The sequence below is a fragment of the Frondihabitans sucicola genome, assembly GCF_030296615.1.
Classification (GTDB): Bacteria; Actinomycetota; Actinomycetes; order Actinomycetales; family Microbacteriaceae; genus Frondihabitans; species Frondihabitans sucicola.
Genome location: NZ_AP027732.1, coordinates 2,819,056 through 2,839,949 on the forward strand (window position 1 = coordinate 2,819,056; position 20,894 = coordinate 2,839,949).

Genomic DNA, 20,894 nt, shown 5'->3' on the forward strand with positions numbered 1-20,894 from the left:
CCACCGCCGCTCCCGGCGGCCCCTCGACCATGAAGAGCTGAGCCTCCTACCGATATGACTACGACCGACAGCTCCTCCGGATCCTTCGACGGCGAACGCATCGAAGAGATCGACGTCTCGACAGAGATGCAGGGCTCGTTCCTCGAATACGCCTACTCGGTCATCTACTCGCGTGCCCTGCCCGACGCGCGTGACGGTCTCAAACCCGTGCAGCGTCGCATCCTGTACCAGATGTCCGAGATGGGGCTCCGTCCTGACCGCGGCCACGTCAAGAGCGCTCGCGTCACCGGGGAGGTCATGGGCAAGCTCCACCCGCACGGCGACGTGGCGATCTACGACGCCCTCGTGCGGCTGGCGCAAGACTTCACGATGCGGCTGCCGCTCATCGACGGGCACGGCAACTTCGGCTCGCTCGACGACGGCCCGGCGGCGGCCAGGTACACGGAGGCCCGGCTCGACGCGACGGCACTCGCGATGGTCGAAGGGCTCGGCGAAGACGTCGTCGACTTCGTTCCCAACTACGACAACCAGCTGATGCAGCCCGAGGTGCTCCCGGCGGCGTTCCCGAACCTGCTCGTGAACGGCGGCAGCGGCATCGCCGTCGGCATGGCCACGAACATGGCGCCGCACAACCTCATCGAGGTGATCGGAGCCGCGCGCCACCTCATCGATCACCCCGACGCCTCGCTCGACGACCTCATGGCCTTCGTTCCCGGCCCCGACCTTCCCACCGGCGGAACGATCGCAGGCCTCTCCGGGGTGCGCGACGCCTACGCGACCGGCCGCGGCAGCTTCAAGACCCGGGCGAAGGTCTCGATCGAGAGCCTCACACCGCGCAAGAAGGGCCTCGTCGTCACCGAGCTGCCGTATCTCGTCGGCCCGGAGAAGATCAAGGAGAAGATCAAGGAGGGAGTGCAGTCGAAGAAGCTCACGGGCATCTCCGACTACAACGATTTCAGCGATCGCCATCACGGCCTCCGTCTCGTCATCGAGATCAAGACGGGCTTCGACCCCGAGGCGGTCCTCGAACAGCTGTATCGCTACACGAACCTCGAAGACAGCTTCAGCATCAACAACGTCGCGCTCGTCGAGGGCCAACCGCGCACCCTCGGGTTGAAAGAACTCCTCGAGGTCTACGTCGGGCACCGGCTGGAGGTCGTCACGCGCCGCAGCCGCTACCGCCTGCAGAAGCGGGAAGACCGGCTGCATCTCGTCGAGGGACTCCTGATCGCGATCCTCGACATCGACGAGGTCATCCAGGTGATCCGCACGAGCGACGACTCCGACGCGGCCAAGTCACGACTCCGCGAGGTCTTCGACCTCTCCGAGTTGCAGGCCGAGTACATCCTCGAGTTGCGACTCCGCCGCCTGACGAAGTTCTCGCGGATCGAGCTCGAGAGCGAGCGCGACGAGTTGATCGCCGCGATCGCGGAACTCCGCGAACTGCTCGGGGATCCCGCTCTGCTTCGTGCCCTGGTCTCGACCGAGCTGGCCGAGATCGCCGACACGTTCGGGACCCCGCGGCGCACGCTGCTGACCGAGGCGGCACCGTCCGTGGCGTCGACCTCGCGCCGGGCCGCGCCGGTGCTCGAGGTGGCCGACGTCGCCACCCGCGTGTACCTGTCGACGACCGGGCGGATCCTGCGCGTCGACCTGCAGGAGGGCGCCGCCGACGGCCCGGTGGCGCCGTCTCGACGCACCAAGCACGACGCCATCCGCTCCAGCCTCACGACGACGACGCGCGCCGAGATCGGCGCCGTGACGACGACGGGGAGGCTGATCCGCTTCAGCCCGGTCGACGTACCCGCCGCTCCCCCGTCGTCGGTGCAGCTCGGAGCCGGCGTGCCGATCGCCGACTATCTCGGGCTCACCGACAAACGCGAGAAAGTGCTGGCACTCGTCTCGCTGACCAGCGACGCGCCGCTCGCACTCGGAACGGCTCAGGGCATTGTGAAGCGCGTGACGCCGGGCGCGTGGCCGTCGAAGCCCGAGTTCCCGGTGATCTCGCTGAAGCCGGGAGACGCGGTCGTGGGCGTCGTCCAGGGCGGCGACGACGACGAACTCGTCTTCGTGACCTCGAACACCCAGCTGCTGCGCTATTCGGCGTCGCTGGTGCGGCCGCAGGGGCCGGCAGGCGGCGGCGTCGCGGGCATCTCGCTCTCGGGCGGAGCCACCGTGCTCTTCTTCGGAGCTGTGCCGGCAGGATCCGACGCGGTGGTCGCCACGATCTCGACCTCCACGGCGACGATCGCGGGCGCCGATCCCGGTCGCGCCAAGCTCAGCGACTTCGCCGACTATCCCGCCAAGGGTCGCGCCACGGGCGGTGTTCGAGCTCACGCTCTCCTGAAAGGAGAGGACTCCCTGTCGGTCGCCTGGGTCGGCGTCGCGCCGGCGTTGGCGGTTGCGGCTGACGGCGGCGTCCGAAAGCTGCCCGAGACGCTGTCGCGTCGAGACGCGTCGGGCATGCCTCTCGACACCGTCGTGGGGTCGATCGGCGGGGCGGTCAGCTGACTGCCGCCGCCCTCTCCTCCTCCCCGTTCGTCGTGCGCACATAACCGGTTCCGGAGAACGTGAGTGGCATGTCGCGCCCGACGAAGGTGGAGACGGCGAGAGGAGGCGGTGTCAGAGGCCGAGGCTCCGGGCGATGATCTCGCGCTGGATCTCGTTCGTGCCCCCGTAGATCGTCGGGGCGATGGCCATGCGGAGCTGCTGCTCCATCCCCACTCCGACCCGTACCCGTAGCCGCCCATCAGCTGGACGGCTTCCAGGGCCGTGTGCTTCAGCATCTCCGACGCCTTGAGCTTCACCATCGACGCCTCGGCGTTCAGGTGGTCCTCTTCCCCGTGGTCGATCCGGTCGGCGACGTCGTAGACGAACGAGCGGCACACCGCGACGTCGGCGGCCAGATCGGCGATCCGGTGGGCCACCGCCTGGTTGGAGCTGATCGGACGTCCGAACTGGACCCGCCCCGTCACGTGCGCGATCAGCTGGTCGATCGCCCGCTGGGCGGCGCCGACGGCCATGCCGCCGATGATCACGCGCTCGACGGCGAGGCCTCGCCCCAGGTGCCGCCACGCTTCGCCGACTTGACCGACGACCGCGTCGGCCGGAACCTGCACGTCGGTGAGGACGACGTCGTTGGCGATGTGGGCCCCCATGGTCTCGATGGGACGGACGTCGAGACCGGGCGCGTCGGCGGGCACCATGAGCAGGGTCAAGCCGTCGTGGCGTCTCCCGGAGACATCCGTTCGGGCCAGCACCAGGATGTGGGACGCCACGTGGGCGAAGGAGATCCAGGTCTTGCGGCCGGTGATGCTCCAGCCTCTCGACGTTCTCACGGCGCGGGTCTGCGCCGACGCCAGGTCGGATCCCGCCTCGGGTTCGGTGAAGGCGATCGACTCGGCCTTCCCCGCGCGAAGGGAGGACACGATCGTCGCCCGCTGGGTCGCGTCACCGAAACGCAAGTAGGACTGCGCGGCCGTGAGAGCAGTCGAGTAGGCCATGATCGGCACACCCGTCCGGGAAGTCTCCTCCAGGAGCAGGCACTCCTCGACGAAGGTGCGGCCGAGACCACCGTCCGCCGTCGGCAGCGACACCCCGAGCAGGTCGCGGGCGGCCAGAAGGTCGAAGGCGGCAGGAGCGTTGAGGGCGGTGTCGTCGGCGCTCAAGGTTCGACGGGCGGCGTGATCGGGGACGAGCTCCTGCAGGCCGACCTCACCCGCTCGAGATAGTCGGACTGGTGGTCGGTCAGGCGCATCGTCGCTCCAAAGTGTTCCGTTCATTGACCGCGTCACCGGTCGCTCGGCGCGGAGAGCGTCTCCCAACCGGCTAGCGGACGGGCAGAGACGCCATGACCAGGCTAGGTCGCCGAGCCGCCCCAGGTCACGTGTCGATGCGCTCGCGAGCCAAACCGGCACCGTCGATGATGAACTCCTTGCGCGGGGCGACGTCGTTGCCCATCAGGAGCTCGAAGACGCGGCCGGCGTTCTCGGCGTCCTCCAGCTTGACTCGGCGGAGCAGACGGCCCTTGCGGTCCATCGTCGTCGTCGCCAGCTGGTCGGCGTCCATCTCGCCGAGGCCCTTGTAGCGCTGGATGGGGTCCTGGTAGCGCTTGTTGGTGCGCTTGAGCCCCGCGATGACCCCCTGGAGCTCCTGTTCGGAGTAGGTGTAGATCGTCTCGTTCGGCTTCGACCCCGGGTTGATCACGACGACGCGGTGAAGAGGCGGCACGGCGGCGAACACGCGCCCCGCTTCGATCATCGGGCGCATGTACCGGAAGAAGAGTGTGAGCAGCAGCGTACGGATGTGTGCGCCGTCGACGTCGGCGTCGCTCATGATGATGACCTTGCCGTAGCGGGCCGAGTCGATGTCGAACGAGCGACCCGATCCTGCTCCGATCACCTGGATGATCGACGCGCACTCGAGGTTCGACAGCATGTCGCTCACGGAGGCCTTCTGCACGTTGAGGATCTTGCCGCGGATCGGCAGCAGCGCCTGGTACTCGCTGCTCCGGGCCGCGCGCGCGGTGCCGAGCGCCGAGTCGCCCTCGACGATGAAGAGCTCCGTCTGAGCGACGTCGTTCGACCGGCAGTCGAGGAGCTTGTTCGGCAGGGACGAGCTCTCGAGGGCGTTCTTGCGACGCTGGGTCTCTTTGTGGGCTCGAGCTGCGATCCGAGCCTTCATCTCGGAGACGATCTTCTGCAGCACCGCCTCGACCTGGACCTTGTCGTCGCGCTTGCTCGATCCGAAACGCTCGGCGAGCGTCTTGGCCACGACATTCGCGACGATCCCGCGAACGGCGGGAGTGCCGAGCACTTCCTTCGTCTGACCCTCGAACTGCGGCTCGGGCAGCCGAACGGTGAGGACGAGGGTGAGCCCCGCCATGACGTCGTCTTTCTCGAGCTTGTCGTTGCCGACCTTCAGACGTCGAGCGTTGGCGTCGATCTGCTGCTTCACGAACTTGAGGAGCCCCTGGTCGAAGCCCGCCTGGTGCGATCCGCCCTTGGGGGTCGCGATGATGTTCACGAAGCTCCGGCTGACCGTCTCGTAGCCATCGCCCCAGCGCAGAGCGATGTCGACCTCGCACTCGCGGTCGACGTCCGTGGAGACCATGTGGCCCGACTCGTTGAGGACGGGAACCGTCTCGGTGTACTTGCCGGTGCCCTGGAGCCGCCAGGTATCGGTCACCGCCTTGTCGGTCGCCAGGAAGTCGACGAATTCGCTGATGCCACCCTCGTACGAGAACACGCGCTCGACCGGCTTTCCGTCTTCGGCGGCGGACAGAGTGGCCGGGCGCTCATCGCGGATCCGGATCGAGAGGCCGGGCACCAGGAAAGCCGTCTGCTGGGCGCGGCTCAGGAGTTCTTCGGTCTGGAAGGCTGCGCCCTTGGTGAAGATCTGCCGATCGGCCCAGTAGCGCACCCGCGTGCCCGTGACGCCCTTGGGCGCTTTCCCGATGACGGCGAGCTGACTTCCCTTCTCGAAGGGAGAGAACGGGGCATCGGGCGTCTTCTCGCCCTTGTCGACGAAGTTGCCGGGCTCGCCCCGGTGGAACGACATCGCGTGGACCTTGCCGCCGCGGTCGACCTCGACGTCGAGCCGCTCCGACAGGGCGTTCACGACGGAGGCGCCGACCCCGTGGAGACCACCGGACGCCGCGTAGGAGCCGCCGCCGAACTTGCCCCCGGCGTGCAGCTTCGTGAAGACGACCTCGACGCCGGAGAGCCCGGTCTTCGGCTCGATGTCGACCGGGATGCCTCTCGCGGTGTCGCGGACCTCGACGCTGTCGTCGGCGTGCAGGACCACGTCGATCGACGTGCCGAATCCGCCGAGGGCCTCGTCGACGGCGTTGTCGATGATCTCCCAGAGGCAGTGCATGAGCCCGCGGGAGTCGGTCGAGCCGATGTACATGCCCGGGCGCTTGCGGACCGCCTCGAGTCCCTCGAGGACGGACAGGTGGCGCGCGGAGTACGACGACGACGTGTCGGCGGAAGAGACGGACGCTGTCTTGGAAGACGCTGGCAAGGGACTCCTTCGAGATGCTGCTGCGGCCGTCGGACGGAATGCGACCGGGCACGCGTACGTTCCAGGATACGTGGGGCGGATCGTCGATCCGCCCCCGACACCCCAGAACGCGTTCGCCCTGAACTGGGGCCGTGAAAACAGGTACGCGAGCAGCGAAATCCAGCGAAATGTCGCACGATCGAAACGTTCCCGTGTTTTGATGAGTGACACGAACCCGCGCACCACCACTTGGAGGAGCATCACATGACTCAGATGGCCACCGACCACTCCGCAGTCGAAGAGCTCGGCTCCCGTTACCAGTTGTCGGCAGCAGACCGCTGCGACAGCTGCGGAGCCCAGGCTTACGTTCGCGCCACCATGGCCAGCGGCGAGCTCCTTTTCTGCGCCCACCACGGCGCGCAGTTCAAAGAGAAGCTGCAGCCGAACGCCATCGAATGGCTCGACGAGACGGCCAAGCTCAGCGCTCACTAGGCGCCTACAGACCACACAAGAAGGCCCGCTCCCTCACAAGGGAGCGGGCCTTCTGCTTGTCAGGCGGCTAGCTTTTCGGAATGGAACTGCATTTCACCGGAGAGGTCTGGTATTGGCGCGGACCGTCACCCTTCCACTTCGTGACCGTGCCGGACGACGCGTCGGACGCCATCGCCGATGTCGCGTCCCTCGTGACCTACGGCTGGGGCATGATCCCGGTGACAGGGCGGATCGGGTCGACCGAGTTCACGACGTCGCTGTGGCCGAAGGACGGCGGCTACATCGTTCCGATCAAGAAGGCCGTGCAGATCGCGCAGTCGATCGACGTCGGGGACGACGTCGACGTCGAGCTGGTGATCGAGGTGCAGGCGCCGTAGCGGCGCTTCCGCGCCTACATGGCCTTGAAGGCGCGCTCCAGGTTGGTCGTGATGACCTCTCGAGACTTGGCGGCGAACGCGTCGAGCTTCGCGTGCGCGTCGTTCGTGGCATAGGTCGAGCCGGTTCGACGAACGGCGGCCCGCAGCACGCGGTCGGCCAGCTCGGGGTTCAGCGGGAGCACTGGTCCCTTGAGCTGCGTTCCGAACGAGACCTGGCGCAGGATTCCTTCGGTGCCGTCTCCATTACCGCCACCGTGCGTGACGCGACCGAAGGCCGTCGATCCTGCGCCCAGCGCGATGCGGGTGGCGTGGTCTTCGAATCCGAGGACGGTCAGCCCAGGCCCTCGTACTCGGTCTCGACCTGGAAGTAGTTCGCGCGACGCCCGGCACCGCGGTGGGCGGTCGCGTCGAAGAATCCGAGTCCCTCCAGATCGCCGCCTTCGCCTCCCATGATGCCGTGCGACAGGATCTCCATTCCGCCGCCGATGGCCACGACGGGCACACCCTGGTCGGCCCAGTCGCTCAGGAGATCGCCGAAGCGCAGGATGTCGGCGTGCAGGGCCCGGAGCGTCGAGAGCGGGCCGCTGCCGATCAGGACGACATCCCCTCGGGCCGGCAGGGCATCGCCCGGGCGGTGCGAGGCGACCGTCACGTCGAGGTCGGCGCGACGCGCGCGCTCGGCGAGCGTGACGACGTTGCCGCCGTCACCCGAGACGCCGAGCTGCTCCGGGTAGAGCTGGACGATGGTGAGAGTGCTGGTGCTCACGCGCGCTTCTCCAGGTCGGGGTAGCCGAGCATCTTGCGGGCGATCATCATCTGCTCGTAGTTGACGATGAAGTTCTTCGTCTTGGTCGATGGAGCGGGCAGCGCCCTCATCAGGTCGATGGCCTTCTCGATGTCGGGCTCCACCGTGCCGATCGGGATGCCCGCGTGCTCGAGCCGAAGGGCGATCTGCCAGGCCTTGGCGCCCGAGACGACGTCGACGTGGTCGAGCGACGCGAAGTCGACGTCGTAGATCCAGGAGATGTCGGGAGTGCCCTCGTCGATGGCGAGGAGCACCTGTTCCGGGGCGGTGCCGAGCGCGTCGAGGTTGAGCTGCAAGCTCGCGGCGTTCTTGAACATGATGAACTCGGCCTCGTCGGAGCCGATCTTGAGACGCTCACCGCGGCCGTAGGCGGGCTTCATCGCGGCGAAGGCGGCGACTGCTCGATCGGAGCGGAACTCGGCGCCGAGGGCGACGCGCGCCGCCTGGATGGCGGCAGCCGCATCGACGGCGTAGTGGAGTCCGCGCGCGGGAAGACGCACCTCGAGCGTCTCGGAGCCCAGCAGGATCGTGGCGCCGGAGGCGGTGAGACCGGTCACCTCGGCCTCGGCGCCGAGAGCGGCCCGCTCACCGGCGGACGCGAAGTCGTTCGCGTTCTGCAGCCCGTGCGGGGCCGCGGCGACGAGATCGCTGGAAGCGCCGAAGCGCGTGACGTCGAGTGCGGGGTTCGTGAACGGACCGAGGTACTCGTCATCGCGATTCGTGACGACGTGGGCGCTGGAGGTCTCGGCGGTGTCGGTCATCATGTCGGCGACGCGCGACGTCTCGTAGAACCGGTAGAGCTGGTCGACCTGGACGTTGAGCATCAGCACCGTCGACGGGTGGAGGAGGCCGCTGAGCTCGACGGCGAAGGCCTCGTCGACCTCGATCACGCCGACGTCGGCCTTCAGCTTGCCGAAGACGCTCACCTCTGAGAGCAGCGCCGAGGCGATGCCCTGCGGCAGATTTGCGCCCGTCGGGTTCGTGAAGACGCGGAGCCCGTGGGCGCGCATGACCTCCGACAGCATGTGCGTCGTCGTCGATTTGCCGTTGGAGCCGAGCACGAACAGGACCCCGCGGTCGAACTGCTTCGTGACGTCCGTCAGGAAGGAGGGTGCGAGTTTGAGGACGAGATACCCCGGGTACGCCGACCCGCCCCCTCGGGCCCTGGCAAGAACACGTGCGAGGCGCCCGAGGAGGATCGGGAAAACGTACTTCATGGAGTCCTTAGCGACGACGAGACGGGGTCGGGAGGGAGAGCCTCTGGCTCGTCTCCTTACTCGAGGTAGTCGCGGAGCGACTGCGACCGCGACGGGTGGCGGAGCTTGGCCATCGTCTTCGACTCGATCTGACGGATGCGTTCGCGCGTGACGCCGAACGTGTCGCCGATCTGGTCGAGTGTCTTGGGCATGCCGTCGCCGAGCCCGAAGCGCATCCGGATCACGCCGGCCTCACGCTCGGAGAGCGAGTCGAGGAGCGACTCGAGCTGCTTCTGCAGCATCGTGAAGCCGACCGCATCGGCCGGGACCACGGCCTCGGTGTCTTCGATCAGGTCGCCGAACTCACTGTCGCCGTCTTCACCCAGCGGGGTGTGCAGAGAGATCGGCTCGCGACCGTACTTCTGGACCTCGACGACCTTCTCGGGCGTCATGTCGAGCTCGCGCGACAGCTCTTCCGGCGTGGGCTCGCGACCGAGGTCTTGAAGCATCTGACGCTGAACGCGAGCGAGCTTGTTGATGACCTCGACCATGTGCACCGGGATTCGGATGGTGCGAGCCTGGTCGGCCATGGCGCGGGTGATCGCCTGGCGGATCCACCAGGTGGCGTACGTGGAGAACTTGAAGCCCTTGGTGTAGTCGAACTTCTCGACCGCACGGATCAGGCCCAGGTTTCCCTCCTGGATGAGGTCGAGGAACTGCATGCCGCGGCCGGTGTAGCGCTTGGCGAGGCTGACCACGAGGCGGAGGTTCGCGCCCAGCAGGTGACTCTTGGCACGCTGGCCGTCGCGGGAGACCCAGCGCAGTTCGCGCTCGAGCTCTTTCGACAGACCGGTCGAGTTGGCCAGCTTGTCGTCGGCGAACAGGCCCGCTTCGATGCGCATGGCGAGCTCGACCTCTTCGGCCGCGTTGAGGAGCGCGACCTTTCCGATCTGCTTGAGGTAGTCCTTCACCGGGTCCGCTGTGGCACCCGTGATGGTGGTCGAGTAGACGGGGATCTCGTCTTCGTCGTCCTGTGAGATGACGAGGGCGCCGGTGGGCAGCACCTCGTCTTTCGCCTTGGCGGCGTCGGAGTCGTCACCGTCGGTGGTCTCGTCCGCGGTGTCGGTGTCGGTGCCGTCGACGGCGACGGCCTCGAGATCGACTGCCTCGCCCTCGCCCTCGTCGTCTTCGTCATCGGACGCCTTGGCCGACTTCTTCGTCGCCTTGGCGGTGGATGCTTTGGCGCCGGTCTTGGCGGCCGTTCCCTTGGCGGCGGCCTTCTTGGCCGGAGCCTTCTTGGCCGGCGTCGTCTTGGTTTCGTCGATCGCGGTCTCGTCGACGGTTTCGTCGATCACTGCCGCTTTGGTGCGAGTAGCCATTGGTGCACCTTTCACTCGGGCTCATCAGTCCATTCGGTGTGCTGGTACACGGCCACTGATCCAACTGATCCGTGTTCTGGTGAGCGTCTGGGACGCCGCCAGGGCAGCACTAGGACCCATGTCAAGCCCCCAGCGTTTCACCGGGGACAGGAAAGGGTCCGTAAGTAATTATTGCACGGCCGGACGCCACCCGTTTACAGATTCACGAGATCCTGGTATTGGCGGTTCGGCGGCTGCGCAATTTCCTGCCCGATGCAACCCGGAGAGGCCCCCTCTATTCCTTCTTCGAGGTCCAGGCTGAGGACGGTGCCGGACGACTGGGCGACGTCGTGCGACCAGAAGCCGAGTCGGATGCCAGGTCGACAGGGCTCTGTTCACCCGACCGTTCTTTCGGTCGGTCAGACCAGGCCCGGCCCGCTGTCGTCGTCGGCGGGCCGAGAGGAGAGGAACTTCTCGAGCTCGGCGGCGATCGCATCGGCGCTGGGGACCTGACCGTCGAGACCGATCAGGGGCGACGGGAGCGGGTTGCCCTCCATGTAGGTGTCGTGGCGCTCCTCGAGGGTCTGAACGAGGCGCGACAACTCGTGGTTGCCGTGGACCTGCTCGTCGACCTTGCCGAGGAAGTCGCGCCCCTCGTCTTTCAACTTGTCGGTCGGGAAGATGAGGCTCGTCGCGGCGCTGATGCTCGACAGAGCCGTGACGGCGGCGTCGGGGAACTCGGTGTCGGCCAGGTAGTGCGGCACGAGAAGGACGAAGCCGGTGGTCGGGTGCCCGGTCTCGGCGAGGCGGTATTCGACGAGGTGAAGGGCGTTGGCCGGGGCCTGCGTGGTCGGCTTCCAGACCGAGAGACTCTCGATCAGGTCGACTCGGTTGCCCGAGACGGTGACACCCAGGGGACGCGTGTGCGGAACCGGCATCGGGATCGCGTGGATCCAGGTGGTCGTCGCGACCTGGAACCTCTCCACGAGCCCGAGGATCGCGCTCGAGAAATCGTCCCAGCGGAAGTCGGGCTCGAACCCGGACAAGAGAAGGAACGGCTGGCCGATCTCGTCTCGCATCAGGCTCAGCGTGAGAGTCTGCGCCCGGTAATCGGCGATGTGATCCTGATCGAACGTGATGATCGGACGCCGAGCCCGGTAATCGAGAAGGGTGTCGGCGTCGAACGTCGCGATGACGTCACCGTCGAGCGTGTCGGTCATGTACTGGGAGAGCTGGCTGACGGCGGAACCGGCGTCGGCGAAGCCGGTGAGACCGGCTACGAGCGGCAACCCTGCGGGAACGCTGGCGGCGTCGGGCGAGAGCTCGTAGAGGTCGGCGGGATCGGACATGCTCTCAATGCTAGGCACGGCAGCCCTCCGGCACGCCCGCGCGCGACGTGCTGACAGCGAACACGCCGCCGCACCGCCGATACGATCGACGGCATGACAGTGCCCCAGCTCTCCGTGTCCGCCGACCGTCCCGATGCCTCCGTTCTCGTCCTGGGCGTCGTTCCAGGCACCGGTGAGGCCGGGCCCACCCTTCTCTGGGACGCCCCCGACCTCGCGGCCTCGCTCGAGGGCATCGGCGTCTCGGGCGGTCGCGACGAGCTGACGCGCCTGCCCCTGTCCTCGCTCGGCGCGGGTGTCGCCGGGGCGGCCCCCGCCACCTCGATCGCCTTGATCGGCCTCGGTGGAGAGCCCGGAGTCGAGACGCTGCGCTACGCGGCAGGATCAGCGACGCGCCAGTTGGCCGGTCAAGCCCGCGTCGCGCTCGCACTCCCGGTGTCCGACGACGCCGAGGCGCTTGCGGTTCTCGAAGGCGCCGCCATCGGCGCGTACGCCTTCGACGCCTACCGGAAGTCTTCCGCGAAGGACTCGCGGAAGGCCGTCTCGGAGGTCGTCCTCGTGACCACGGCGGACATCTCCGACTCGGTCGTCTCCCGGGCGGTTGCCACGGCCGCCGCGGTCCACACGGTGCGCGACCTCGTCACCACTCCCCCGATCGACCTGTCGCCGGAGGTCCTGGCGGATGAGGCCGTCCGTCTCTCCTCGACGCGCGACGTGACCGTCACCGTCCTCGCCGGCGAGGAACTCCGCGCCGGCGGCTTCGGCGGAATCGTGGGCGTCGGTCAGGGATCGGCCCGCCCGCCACGCCTCGTCAAGGTCGTCTACTCGCCCGAGGGGGCGACCAAGCACCTCGCCCTGGTCGGGAAGGGAATCACGTACGACACGGGCGGGCTGTCGCTCAAGCCCGCCGGGAGCATGGTCGGGATGAAGTACGACATGACCGGCGCGGCCACGGTCCTGGCCGTCACGCTCGCCGCAGCCGACCTCGCGCTTCCCGTCAAGGTGACCGCCTGGCTCTGCATCTCGGAGAACATGCTCGGAGCCGACCCGATCCGACCGGACGACGTCCTGACCATCAAGAACGGTACGACCGTCGAGGTGACGAACACCGACGCGGAAGGTCGCCTCGTCCTGGCCGACGGGCTGTCGGCCGCGAGCGAGGAGCAACCGGACGCCATCGTCGACGTCGCGACCCTCACGGGCGCGCAGGTCGTCGCGCTCGGCACCCGTTACGTCGGGGTGATGGGAACCGACGACTTCGCGCCGCGCGTGGTCGAGGTCGCCGACGCCGCCTCGGAGCCGTTCTGGCGCGTGCCGCTGGCGACCGAGCTCCGCACGCGTCTCACCTCCGACGTCGCGGACCTTGTCAACGCCACACCCGGCAACACGGCCGGCGGCATGCTGCTCGCCGGGGTCTTTCTGAAGGAGTTCGTCGGCAAGAAGGCCGGTACCGACGACCTCATCCCCTGGGCGCACCTCGACATCGCCGGGCCGAGCGAGAACAAGGCCGGTGGCTACGGCTTCACGACCAAAGGCGCGACCGGGGTCACCGTGCGTACGCTGATCGACCTCGCTGCGGGGTTCTGACCTGACCGTGACCGCCTAGGCGGCGTACTAGGGTAGTGGGGGCGGGAAAAACCCGCTGAAGCAGGGCTGTCAGGCCCACCCACGTCCGGTGCGAATCGGCTGCGACCCAGCCGCCGCGAGGGTGTGACGGTGCTGTCGGCAGCCACGTCCGAACGCACGAAGGAGTTGCTGGGTGTCGGAACAGAATTTTGACGTGGTGGTGCTCGGAGGAGGCAGCGGCGGTTACGCCGCGGCGCTCCGGGCCAGCGAACTGGGCTTCTCGGTCGCTCTGATCGAGAAAGACAAGGTCGGTGGCACCTGCCTCCACCGCGGCTGCATCCCCACCAAGGCGCTCCTGCACGCGGCCGAGGTCGCCGACGTCTCTCGCGAGTCGTCGAAGTACGGCGTGAACACCGAGTTCCAGGGCATCGACATCGCGGGCGTGACCACGTACCGGCGCGACATCGTCGAGCACAAGTACAAGGGTCTCCAGAGCCTCGTGAAGGCGCGCGGGATCACGACGATCACCGGGGCCGGCCGACTCACCTCGCCCTCGACCATCCAGGTCGGCGACGACACGATCACGGGCAAGAACATCGTCCTGGCCACGGGCTCGTACTCTCGCAGCCTTCCCGGCCTCGAGGTCGGCGGCCGCGTCATCACCAGTGAGCACGCGCTCGAGCTCGACTACATCCCCAACAAGGTGATCATCCTCGGCGGCGGCGTCATCGGCGTGGAGTTCGCCAGCGTCTGGAAGTCCTTCGGCGTCGACGTCACCATCGTCGAGGCCCTGCCCCACCTCGTCCCGAACGAAGAGGAGTCCGTCTCCAAGTCGTTCGAGCGGGCGTTCCGCAAGCGCGGCATCGCCTTCAACCTCGGCACGCGTTTCCAGGGCGTCGAGCAGAACGACCAGGGCGTCGTCGTCACTCTCGAAGACGGCAAGACCTTCGACGGCGACCTGCTGCTCGTCGCTGTGGGACGCGGCCCCGTGACCGCGAACCTCGGTTACGAGGAGGTCGGCATCACGATGGACCGCGGCTTCGTGATCACGAACGACCGCCTGGTCACCAGCGTTCCCGGCGTCTACGCAATCGGCGACATCGTTCCCGGCCTCCAGCTCGCGCACCGGTCCTTCCAGCAGGGCATCTTCGTCGCAGAAGAGATCGCCGGCCTCTCGCCGATCGTGATCGAAGACGCGAACATTCCCAAGGTGACCTACTCCGACCCCGAGGTCGCCTCCGTCGGACTCACCTCCGCGAAAGCGACCGAGAAGTACGGCGCCGACAAGATCGCGGCCTACGACTACAACCTCGCAGGCAACGGCAAGTCGTCGATCCTCGGCACTGCCGGCTCGATCAAGGTCGTGCGCGTCGTCGACGGCCCGGTCGTCGGTATCCACATGATCGGCGCTCGCGTCGGCGAGCTCATCGGTGAAGCGCAGCTCACGGTCAACTGGGAGGCCTACCCCGAAGACGTCGCCTCGCTCATCCACGCGCACCCGACCCAGAACGAAGCCCTCGGCGAGGCCATGCTCGCTCTGGCGGGCAAGCCGCTCCACGCCATGTGATCGCGTTCCGATCCCCTGGCGTGCCTCGGCACACAAGACGCTGTAGAAAATTCATAGATCAGAACTGCAAGAAGGAGTTCCACTGATGAGCGAATCCGTCAACCTCCCGGCACTCGGTGAGAGTGTCACCGAGGGTACGGTCACCCGCTGGTTGAAGAATGTCGGCGACCGGGTCGAGGTCGACGAGCCGCTGCTCGAAGTCTCGACCGACAAGGTCGACACCGAGATTCCTTCACCCGTCGCCGGTGTCGTCGAGGAGATCCTCGTCGCCGAGGACGAAACGGTCGAGGTCGGCACGCCGCTGGTCAAGATCGGCGACGGCAGTGGCGCTGGTGCCCCCGCCGACGAGGCCCCCGCGGCCGAGGCTCCCGGCACCGGCGAAGCCTCGCCCGAGGCGGACACGCCCGCGGCCGAGGCCGAAGACGAGCCCTCCGAGGGGTACGAGTCGCCGGCCCCGTCCGACGAATCCGCCGCCGAGGTCCCCTCCGACGCAGCGCCGGCTCCCGGCGAGGCCGAGCAGCAGACGCGTCCGGCGCCGGCCCCGGCCGTCGACCCGGCTCCCGCCGCGCCTGCTGCCGCTGCGCCCGCCCCGGCTGCACCGGCTCCCGCTGCGCCTGCTGCTCCGGCGCCTGCTGCTCCGGCCCCTGCTGCTCCGGCAGCTCCCGCCGCGTCGGCTCCGGCGCCCGCGTCCACCGGTGCTCCCGTGGGCTACGTGACACCGCTGGTGCGCAAGCTCGCGAACGAGAAGGGCATCGACCTGTCGACGCTCTCCGGCAGCGGTGTCGGGGGCCGCATCCGCAAGGAGGACGTCCTGGCCGCCGCTGAGGCCGCTGCACAGGCTGCGCCCGCAGCTCCGGCCGCCGCCGCGCCTGCCGCGTCGTCGACGTACGAGCCGCTGCCCGTCTCCGAGCTCCGCGGCACGACCGTTCCGATGACCCGCCTCCGCAAGGTCGTGGCTCAGCGGGCTGTCGAGTCGATGCAGTCGACGGCCCAGCTCACGAGCGTCGTCGAGGTCGACGTGACGAAGGTCGCGACGTTCCGCGACGCCGTCAAGGGCGACTTCCTCGCCAAGACCGGCAACAAGCTCTCGTTCCTGCCGTTCTTCACCCTGGCCGCCGCCGAGGCGCTCCAGGCCTACCCCAAGCTGAACGCCACCGTCGACGGCGACTCGATCGTCTACCCCGACACCGAGAACATCAGCATGGCGGTCGACACCGAGCGCGGGCTGCTCACCCCCGTCATCAAGAACGCCGCGTCGCTCGACCTCGCCGGTCTCGCCGCGTCGATCGCCGACCTGGCCGGTCGCACCCGCGACAACAAGCTGACGCCCGACGAACTCTCGGGCGGTACCTTCACCGTCACCAACACCGGTTCGCGCGGCGCGCTGTTCGACACCCCCGTCGTGTTCCTGCCCCAGGTCGCGATCCTCGGCACCGGCATCGTCGTCAAGAAGCCGGTGGTCATCACGGCCGACGGCTCGGAGTCGATCGCTATCCGCTCGATGGTGTACCTCGCCCTGTCGTACGACCACCGCATCGTCGATGGCGCCGACGCCGCCCGCTTCCTCGTCGCGGTGAATAACCGCCTCGAAGGCGGCGACTTCCAGGGCAAGCTCGGCATCTAGAGCGACCACCGGGCTGCCTGCCCGTCACGGAATGGTCCGCAGTCGCCAACCGGCCTCGGTTCTCGTCACGAGAACCGAGGCCGGTTCGTCGTCCGGCCCCCGTGCGCGATAGAGAACTGCTCCGCCGAGGCGGTTGACGACGGCGTCGATCCGGAGGTCGACAGGGCGTTCGTCGAGTCGGGCAGGATCGTCGATGGCGGCGAGATCCAGCGCGAGCACGGGTGATCCGGGCTGTTCGACCGCCTCGAGACAGCTGCGGTCGAGCGCGGCCAGACATGCCGCCCTCAGTTGCAGCAGCTCCGCCGCGGCAGCGTCGGCGTCGTCTCCGGTGAGCAGGGACGCCGTGTCGTGCGTCGGGAGTGCTGACGGAACGCTTTCCCCGCGCACGTCACCCGTCGGCGACGACTTCGGAGGGGACCCTGGACTCGGGGAGGGCGTCGGCTGCGGGAGCGATGCCGCTTCGCTCGTCTGACCGGGTGAGGGAGCGACGGCGGGTGCGGCGTCGCCCTCCCCCGACGCTTCTGGGCCGGTGAGCACGGTGAGCCCGACGATGCCTGAAACCGTCAGGATTCCGGCGGTCGCCCAGACCCGGGCCCGCACCTCGCGCAGAGAGCGAACGGCTGCGGCAGCGCGGGGCGACGAGGAGACCAGCCGGCCTGCGGCCGCGCGAGCGGGAGCGAGCCAGGGCACGAGACCGTCGAGGAGGTCGGGCGAGGGACCGGGTCGAAGGTGTGCCGCAGCTGCCTCCGGGACGGGACGATGCGGTTGGTCGTCGACGTCGCCGAGCGGCGCTTCCAGGGGAGCCTCCAGCGGTGCGGGCTCGTCGAGCTCGAACAGGACCTCCAGGAGTTCGTCGATCTCGGCGTCCCGGCCGCAGAGTGCCGTGAGGTGCGCACGCGCGGCGGAGCCGCCGCCGACGGTCTTGGCAAGCACTTCGCCGACCACGCGGCGCGCAACGGCCGTTGCCGTCGGGGTCGATCCGTGCCCTTCTGCAGGCACCAGGCGGACACCGGTCACGACGGCCGCTCCGCGTTCATCGAAGAGAATGTCGTCGAGCCCGATGGCGCAGGTCAGCGCCAGACGCGGATCGAGCCGCCGCCGCTCGACATGGAGCAGCGCCAGCAGGATCGGAACGAGCAGCGTCACGCTCTCTCCCGCGGTGATCACCCGTCGCATCTCCAGCCACTGGCGGGCCGTCGACGTCGTCAGCCGGGGAAGCAGCACTCCCACCGCACCCGGCTCGACGCCGTTGGAACCGAGGTCGACGAGCCCGCCCAGTCGGAGCAGATGAGGATGCTCGACCGCGGCAAGAGCGGCCGCGAGGAGAGGGCCTCTCGCCGAGCGGTGTCACCGCGGTACCTCTTGACGACGCGACGTGCGTCGCCGTCGTCGTCGTCCCATTCATGGACGTCGGCGCGCGAACCTCGGGCGAGCAGGCGGCCGACGCGTACAGGATCACTGGACATGCGACGATCCTGCGTCTCCCGGGCCGCTGCCGCCGCCCGAGCGGCGACGCCTGTGGACGAATGCGCTCACGGCGAACCTGGGGAGGGCTCGCGTCACGGTGCGGAGCCCGTATCCTAGTCACCATGGCACGCAGCAAGTCCTCGGAGAACGCATCTCCCTCCACAGCAGCTAAAGAGCCCGGGCGCATCAAGCAGATGTACCAGGTCTTCAATATGACCCGTCGGCAAGACTCGACGGCGATCTGGTGGATGGTGGCAGCGTTCGTCGTGCCCGTCCTCGCCGGCGTCGCTCTCGCGTTCGCGCTCGGCGGCGAGAGCATCCTCAGCTTCATCCTCTACATCGTGGTCGGGGTGATGGCCGGCATCCTGGTCTTCATGATCGTGCTGGGCCGACTCGCCGAGCGCGCCGCCTACTCGCAGATCGCCGGGCAGCCCGGCGCCGTCGGCGCCGTGTTCAAGAGCGGTCTCCGCCGGCAGTGGCGAGCCAGTGAAATGCCCGTGGCGGTCAACGGCCGCAGCCAGGCGGCGGTCTACCGCGCGGTCGGGCGCCCCGGCGTCGTCCTCGTGACCGAGGGCACCCGCGGCCAGACGCAGAAGATCGTCGACGAGGAGAAGCGCAAGGTCGCGCGCATCACTCCCGGCGTGCCGATCACGGTGCTGAGCGTCGGCCCCGACGGCGGATCCATCCCCTCCACAAGCTCGCCCGCAACATGAACAAGGGCAAGAAGGCCATCGGCCGGAACGAGATCCTCGCGGTGAGCAATCGCCTCGAATCGCTCGGCCAGAACAAGCTGCCGATCCCCAAGGGTGTCGACCCGATGCGTGTCCGCCCGGGCCGCCCGCGCTGATCCCGGGTTCGACCTCGAAGAAAGCCCTCGACCACGAGATCCTGTGGTCGAGGGCTGTTTCGTCGCGGTACAGCTAGATGCGCACCAGGATCGACCCGATCGCGCGGTCGTGCAGCCCCCGCTGATCCTGGTCGTAGATGACCGCCGGGATGACCAGGCACAGCAGGACGGTCCGGACGATCGGGCGCCAGACGCCGATGTATCCTCCGCTGAGCGGCGTCAGCCTCAGCCGAACGACGATGTGGCCGATGCTGCCGCCGATCGTGATGAGGAACACGATCTGCATGACGGCGAAGACCCCGAGGGTGGCGAACGAGTTGTAGTGGAAGAAGGTGATCGAGATGATCACCGCGAGCAGCCAGTCGATGACGAGTGCGATGATCCTGCGTCCGAAGCGGCCCATCGAGCGCGGCCCCTCCTGCGGCAATCCCAGATCGTGGCCCGGCCACGGAGACTTCGACGGTTGTGCGGGGAGTGGCGGCGGGGCGCTGCTGGACATGGGGAAGAGCCTAGCGAGACCGTGTGTGAGCCCCGTGCGCGGGGCACCCGTAACATCCCCGAAACATAGGCGACACTGGGTGGAAACGGCTTCTCAATAGCCTCGTGACTGGAGGCGTCCTGCTTTCGCTCATGTTCCACGCCCATTGGAGAGACCTCGCGTATGTTCAAAGATTCTTCCGAGGTGCTGAAGTTCATCAAGGACACTGACGTCAAGTTCCTTGACATTCGATTCACCGATCTGCCCGGTGTCCAGCAGCACTTCAACATCCCCGCATCCACGGTCGACGAGGAGTTCTTCTCCGTCGGTCAGCTGTTCGACGGCTCTTCGATCCGCGGCTTCGCGTCGATCCACGAGTCCGACATGCAGCTCATCCCCGACGTCACGACCGGCTACGTCGACCCCTTCCGTACCGAGCGCACCCTCATCCTCGTCTTCGACATCTTCAACCCGCGTAACGGCGAGCTCTACTCGCGCGACCCGCGCCAGGTCGCCAAGAAGGCCGAGCGCTACGTCGCCTCGACGGGCATCGCCGACACGGCGTTCTTCGCACCCGAGGCCGAGTTCTACATCTTCGACGACGTCCGCTACGAGGTGAAGCAGAACGGCTCGTTCTACTCGGTCGACTCCGAAGAGGGCGCCTGGAACACCGGCCGCGCCGAAGAGGGCGGGAACCTCGCCAACAAGACGGCCTACAAGGGTGGCTACTTCCCCGTCTCCCCCGTCGACAAGACGGCCGACCTCCGCGACGACATCAGCCTGAAGCTGATCGAGTCAGGACTCGAGCTCGAGCGCGCACACCACGAGGTCGGCACCGGTGGTCAGCAGGAGATCAACTACAAGTTCGACACGATGGTGCACGCCGCCGACGACATCCTGAAGTTCAAGTACATCGTCAAGAACACCGCCGAGCAGTGGGGCAAGGTCGCGACCTTCATGCCGAAGCCGCTGTTCGGCGACAACGGCTCGGGCATGCACACGCACCAGTCCCTCTGGAGCGACGGCAAGCCGCTGTTCTACGACGAGAACGGCTACGGCGGTCTCTCCGACCTCGCCCGCTGGTACATCGGTGGCCTGCTCAAGCACGCTCCGGCCGTCCTGGCGTTCACCAACCCGTCGATCAACTCGTACCACCGCCTGATCCCGGGCTTCGAAGCTCCCGTCAACCTGGTCTACTCGGCCGGCAACCGCTCGGCGGCGATCCGCATCCCGATCACGGGAACGAACCCGAAGGCCAAGCGCATCGAGTTCCGCGTTCCCGACGCGGCATCGAACCCGTACCTGGCGTTCGCGGCCCAGCTGATGGCGGGCCTCGACGGCATCCAGAACCGCATCGAGCCGCACGAGCCGGTCGACAAAGACCTCTACGAGCTTCCGCCCGAAGAGGCAAAGAACATCCCGCAGGTTCCGGGTTCGCTCGAGGAGGCCCTTGCGGCTCTCGAGGCCGACCACGAGTTCCTCACCAAGGGCAACGTGTTCACCGAAGACCTCATCGAGACGTGGATCGCGTACAAGCGCGACAAAGAGATCCTGCCCATGGCGCAGCGTCCTCACCCGTTCGAGTTCGAGATGTACTTCGGGGTGTAGCCGCCTTCCGAACCTCGAGACCCCGTCGCGCTCTTCTCGCAGAAGCAGCCGGCGGGGTTTCGTCGTCCCGTCCCGCCGCCAGAAATCGAAGGGGATTTTCGCGCAGGTGCGTCGGGCAGTGCGATCGGGGCCGTCTCGTGAAAATCCCCTTCGATTTCGG

Annotated in this window: 16 protein-coding genes and 2 pseudogenes; 8 read left to right on the forward strand and 10 right to left on the reverse strand. The window is 67.7% G+C overall.

What is annotated here, in order from left to right:
• Positions 1–54: 54 nt before the first annotated feature.
• Entirely contained in the window at positions 55–2,511 is a 2,457-nt protein-coding gene (locus tag QUE79_RS14565; RefSeq protein ID WP_286343722.1) for a DNA gyrase/topoisomerase IV subunit A, read from the forward strand.
• Positions 2,512–2,726: 215 nt separating this feature from the next.
• On the opposite strand, the pseudogene QUE79_RS14570 reads toward QUE79_RS14565, so the two are convergent.
• Positions 2,727–3,782, reverse strand: a pseudogene (locus QUE79_RS14570) (acyl-CoA dehydrogenase family protein); the annotation flags it as partial.
• Positions 3,783–3,882: 100 nt separating this feature from the next.
• A complete protein-coding gene (locus QUE79_RS14575) occupies positions 3,883–6,024 on the reverse strand; it encodes a DNA gyrase/topoisomerase IV subunit B (RefSeq protein WP_286343723.1) in 2,142 nt (713 codons plus the stop codon).
• Between the two features lie 243 nt (positions 6,025–6,267).
• Here QUE79_RS14575 and QUE79_RS14580 point away from each other — a divergent pair, with 243 nt between their 5' ends.
• Complete coding sequence (locus tag QUE79_RS14580; protein ID WP_286343724.1) at positions 6,268–6,495, forward strand: DUF7455 domain-containing protein; 228 nt, start codon at positions 6,268–6,270, stop codon at positions 6,493–6,495.
• Between the two features lie 80 nt (positions 6,496–6,575).
• Positions 6,576–6,872 carry a DUF1905 domain-containing protein gene (locus QUE79_RS14585; protein WP_286343725.1) on the forward strand — a complete coding sequence of 99 codons (297 nt, stop codon included), beginning with the start codon at positions 6,576–6,578 and terminating at the stop codon, positions 6,870–6,872.
• Between the two features lie 14 nt (positions 6,873–6,886).
• Here the strand turns inward: QUE79_RS14585 and QUE79_RS14590 are convergent, their stop codons facing one another.
• The 5 genes from QUE79_RS14590 to QUE79_RS14610 form a co-directional block, all read right to left on the reverse strand.
• Positions 6,887–7,054, reverse strand: coding sequence for a hypothetical protein (locus QUE79_RS14590; protein WP_286343726.1), 168 nt, complete (start codon positions 7,052–7,054; stop codon positions 6,887–6,889).
• 149 nt (positions 7,055–7,203) lie between these two features.
• The gene (locus tag QUE79_RS14595; RefSeq protein ID WP_286343727.1) at positions 7,204–7,638 is read right to left on the reverse strand and encodes a hypothetical protein; all 435 of its coding nucleotides are present in this window, start codon (positions 7,636–7,638) and stop codon (positions 7,204–7,206) included.
• Complete coding sequence (locus QUE79_RS14600) at positions 7,635–8,894, reverse strand: Mur ligase family protein (protein WP_286343728.1); 1,260 nt, start codon at positions 8,892–8,894, stop codon at positions 7,635–7,637. Before QUE79_RS14600 ends, QUE79_RS14595 begins: the two co-directional genes overlap by 4 nt.
• 56 nt (positions 8,895–8,950) lie before the next feature.
• Positions 8,951–10,252 carry an RNA polymerase sigma factor gene (locus QUE79_RS14605; RefSeq protein ID WP_286343729.1) on the reverse strand — a complete coding sequence of 434 codons (1,302 nt, stop codon included), beginning with the start codon at positions 10,250–10,252 and terminating at the stop codon, positions 8,951–8,953.
• Between the two features lie 398 nt (positions 10,253–10,650).
• Positions 10,651–11,580: a proteasome assembly chaperone family protein gene (locus QUE79_RS14610; RefSeq protein WP_286343730.1), complete on the reverse strand. Its 930-nt coding sequence runs from the start codon at positions 11,578–11,580 to the stop codon at positions 10,651–10,653.
• Between the two features lie 93 nt (positions 11,581–11,673).
• Between QUE79_RS14610 and QUE79_RS14615 the strand changes: the two genes are divergently transcribed.
• The 3 genes from QUE79_RS14615 (at position 11,674) to sucB (ending at position 16,334) form a co-directional block, all read left to right on the forward strand.
• A complete protein-coding gene (locus tag QUE79_RS14615) occupies positions 11,674–13,164 on the forward strand; it encodes a leucyl aminopeptidase (protein WP_286343731.1) in 1,491 nt (496 codons plus the stop codon).
• A gap of 172 nt (positions 13,165–13,336) precedes the next feature.
• Positions 13,337–14,710: a dihydrolipoyl dehydrogenase gene (gene lpdA, locus QUE79_RS14620; protein ID WP_286343732.1), complete on the forward strand. Its 1,374-nt coding sequence runs from the start codon at positions 13,337–13,339 to the stop codon at positions 14,708–14,710.
• Positions 14,711–14,795: 85 nt separating this feature from the next.
• The gene (sucB, locus tag QUE79_RS14625; protein WP_286343733.1) at positions 14,796–16,334 is read left to right on the forward strand and encodes a 2-oxoglutarate dehydrogenase, E2 component, dihydrolipoamide succinyltransferase; all 1,539 of its coding nucleotides are present in this window, start codon (positions 14,796–14,798) and stop codon (positions 16,332–16,334) included.
• 24 nt (positions 16,335–16,358) lie between these two features.
• Here the strand turns inward: sucB and QUE79_RS14630 are convergent, their stop codons facing one another.
• Together QUE79_RS14630 and QUE79_RS14635 are read right to left on the reverse strand one after the other, a co-directional pair.
• The gene (locus QUE79_RS14630; protein ID WP_286343734.1) at positions 16,359–17,501 is read right to left on the reverse strand and encodes a hypothetical protein; all 1,143 of its coding nucleotides are present in this window, start codon (positions 17,499–17,501) and stop codon (positions 16,359–16,361) included.
• 38 nt (positions 17,502–17,539) lie between these two features.
• Complete coding sequence (locus QUE79_RS14635; protein ID WP_286343735.1) at positions 17,540–17,800, reverse strand: hypothetical protein; 261 nt, start codon at positions 17,798–17,800, stop codon at positions 17,540–17,542.
• A 213-nt stretch (positions 17,801–18,013) separates the two neighbouring features.
• Between QUE79_RS14635 and QUE79_RS14640 the strand changes: the two are divergent.
• Positions 18,014–18,648, forward strand: a pseudogene (locus QUE79_RS14640) (DUF4191 domain-containing protein).
• Between the two features lie 73 nt (positions 18,649–18,721).
• Here QUE79_RS14640 and QUE79_RS14645 read toward each other — a convergent pair.
• Entirely contained in the window at positions 18,722–19,147 is a 426-nt protein-coding gene (locus tag QUE79_RS14645) for an RDD family protein (protein WP_286343736.1), read from the reverse strand.
• 162 nt (positions 19,148–19,309) lie between these two features.
• Between QUE79_RS14645 and glnA the strand changes: the two genes are divergently transcribed.
• Positions 19,310–20,734, forward strand: a complete 1,425-nt coding sequence (glnA, locus tag QUE79_RS14650) for a type I glutamate--ammonia ligase (RefSeq protein WP_286343737.1) — start codon at positions 19,310–19,312, stop codon at positions 20,732–20,734.
• The last annotated feature ends 160 nt before the right edge of the window (positions 20,735–20,894 follow it).

What these genes read in the sequence shown, in the direction of transcription:
- glnA (WP_286343737.1), top strand. Translation starts at nt 19,310, where the DNA reads ATGTTCAAAGATTCTTCCGAGGTGCTGAAGTTCATCAAGGACACTGAC.
- sucB (WP_286343733.1), top strand. Translation starts at nt 14,796, where the DNA reads ATGAGCGAATCCGTCAACCTCCCGGCACTCGGTGAGAGTGTCACCGAG.
- QUE79_RS14580 (WP_286343724.1), top strand. Translation starts at nt 6,268, where the DNA reads ATGACTCAGATGGCCACCGACCACTCCGCAGTCGAAGAGCTCGGCTCC.
- QUE79_RS14645 (WP_286343736.1), bottom strand. Translation starts at nt 19,147, where the DNA reads ATGTCCAGCAGCGCCCCGCCGCCACTCCCCGCACAACCGTCGAAGTCT.
- QUE79_RS14610 (WP_286343730.1), bottom strand. Translation starts at nt 11,580, where the DNA reads ATGTCCGATCCCGCCGACCTCTACGAGCTCTCGCCCGACGCCGCCAGC.
- QUE79_RS14585 (WP_286343725.1), top strand. Translation starts at nt 6,576, where the DNA reads ATGGAACTGCATTTCACCGGAGAGGTCTGGTATTGGCGCGGACCGTCA.
- QUE79_RS14635 (WP_286343735.1), bottom strand. Translation starts at nt 17,800, where the DNA reads ATGTCCAGTGATCCTGTACGCGTCGGCCGCCTGCTCGCCCGAGGTTCG.
- QUE79_RS14565 (WP_286343722.1), top strand. Translation starts at nt 55, where the DNA reads ATGACTACGACCGACAGCTCCTCCGGATCCTTCGACGGCGAACGCATC.
- QUE79_RS14615 (WP_286343731.1), top strand. Translation starts at nt 11,674, where the DNA reads ATGACAGTGCCCCAGCTCTCCGTGTCCGCCGACCGTCCCGATGCCTCC.
- QUE79_RS14600 (WP_286343728.1), bottom strand. Translation starts at nt 8,894, where the DNA reads ATGAAGTACGTTTTCCCGATCCTCCTCGGGCGCCTCGCACGTGTTCTT.
- QUE79_RS14605 (WP_286343729.1), bottom strand. Translation starts at nt 10,252, where the DNA reads ATGGCTACTCGCACCAAAGCGGCAGTGATCGACGAAACCGTCGACGAG.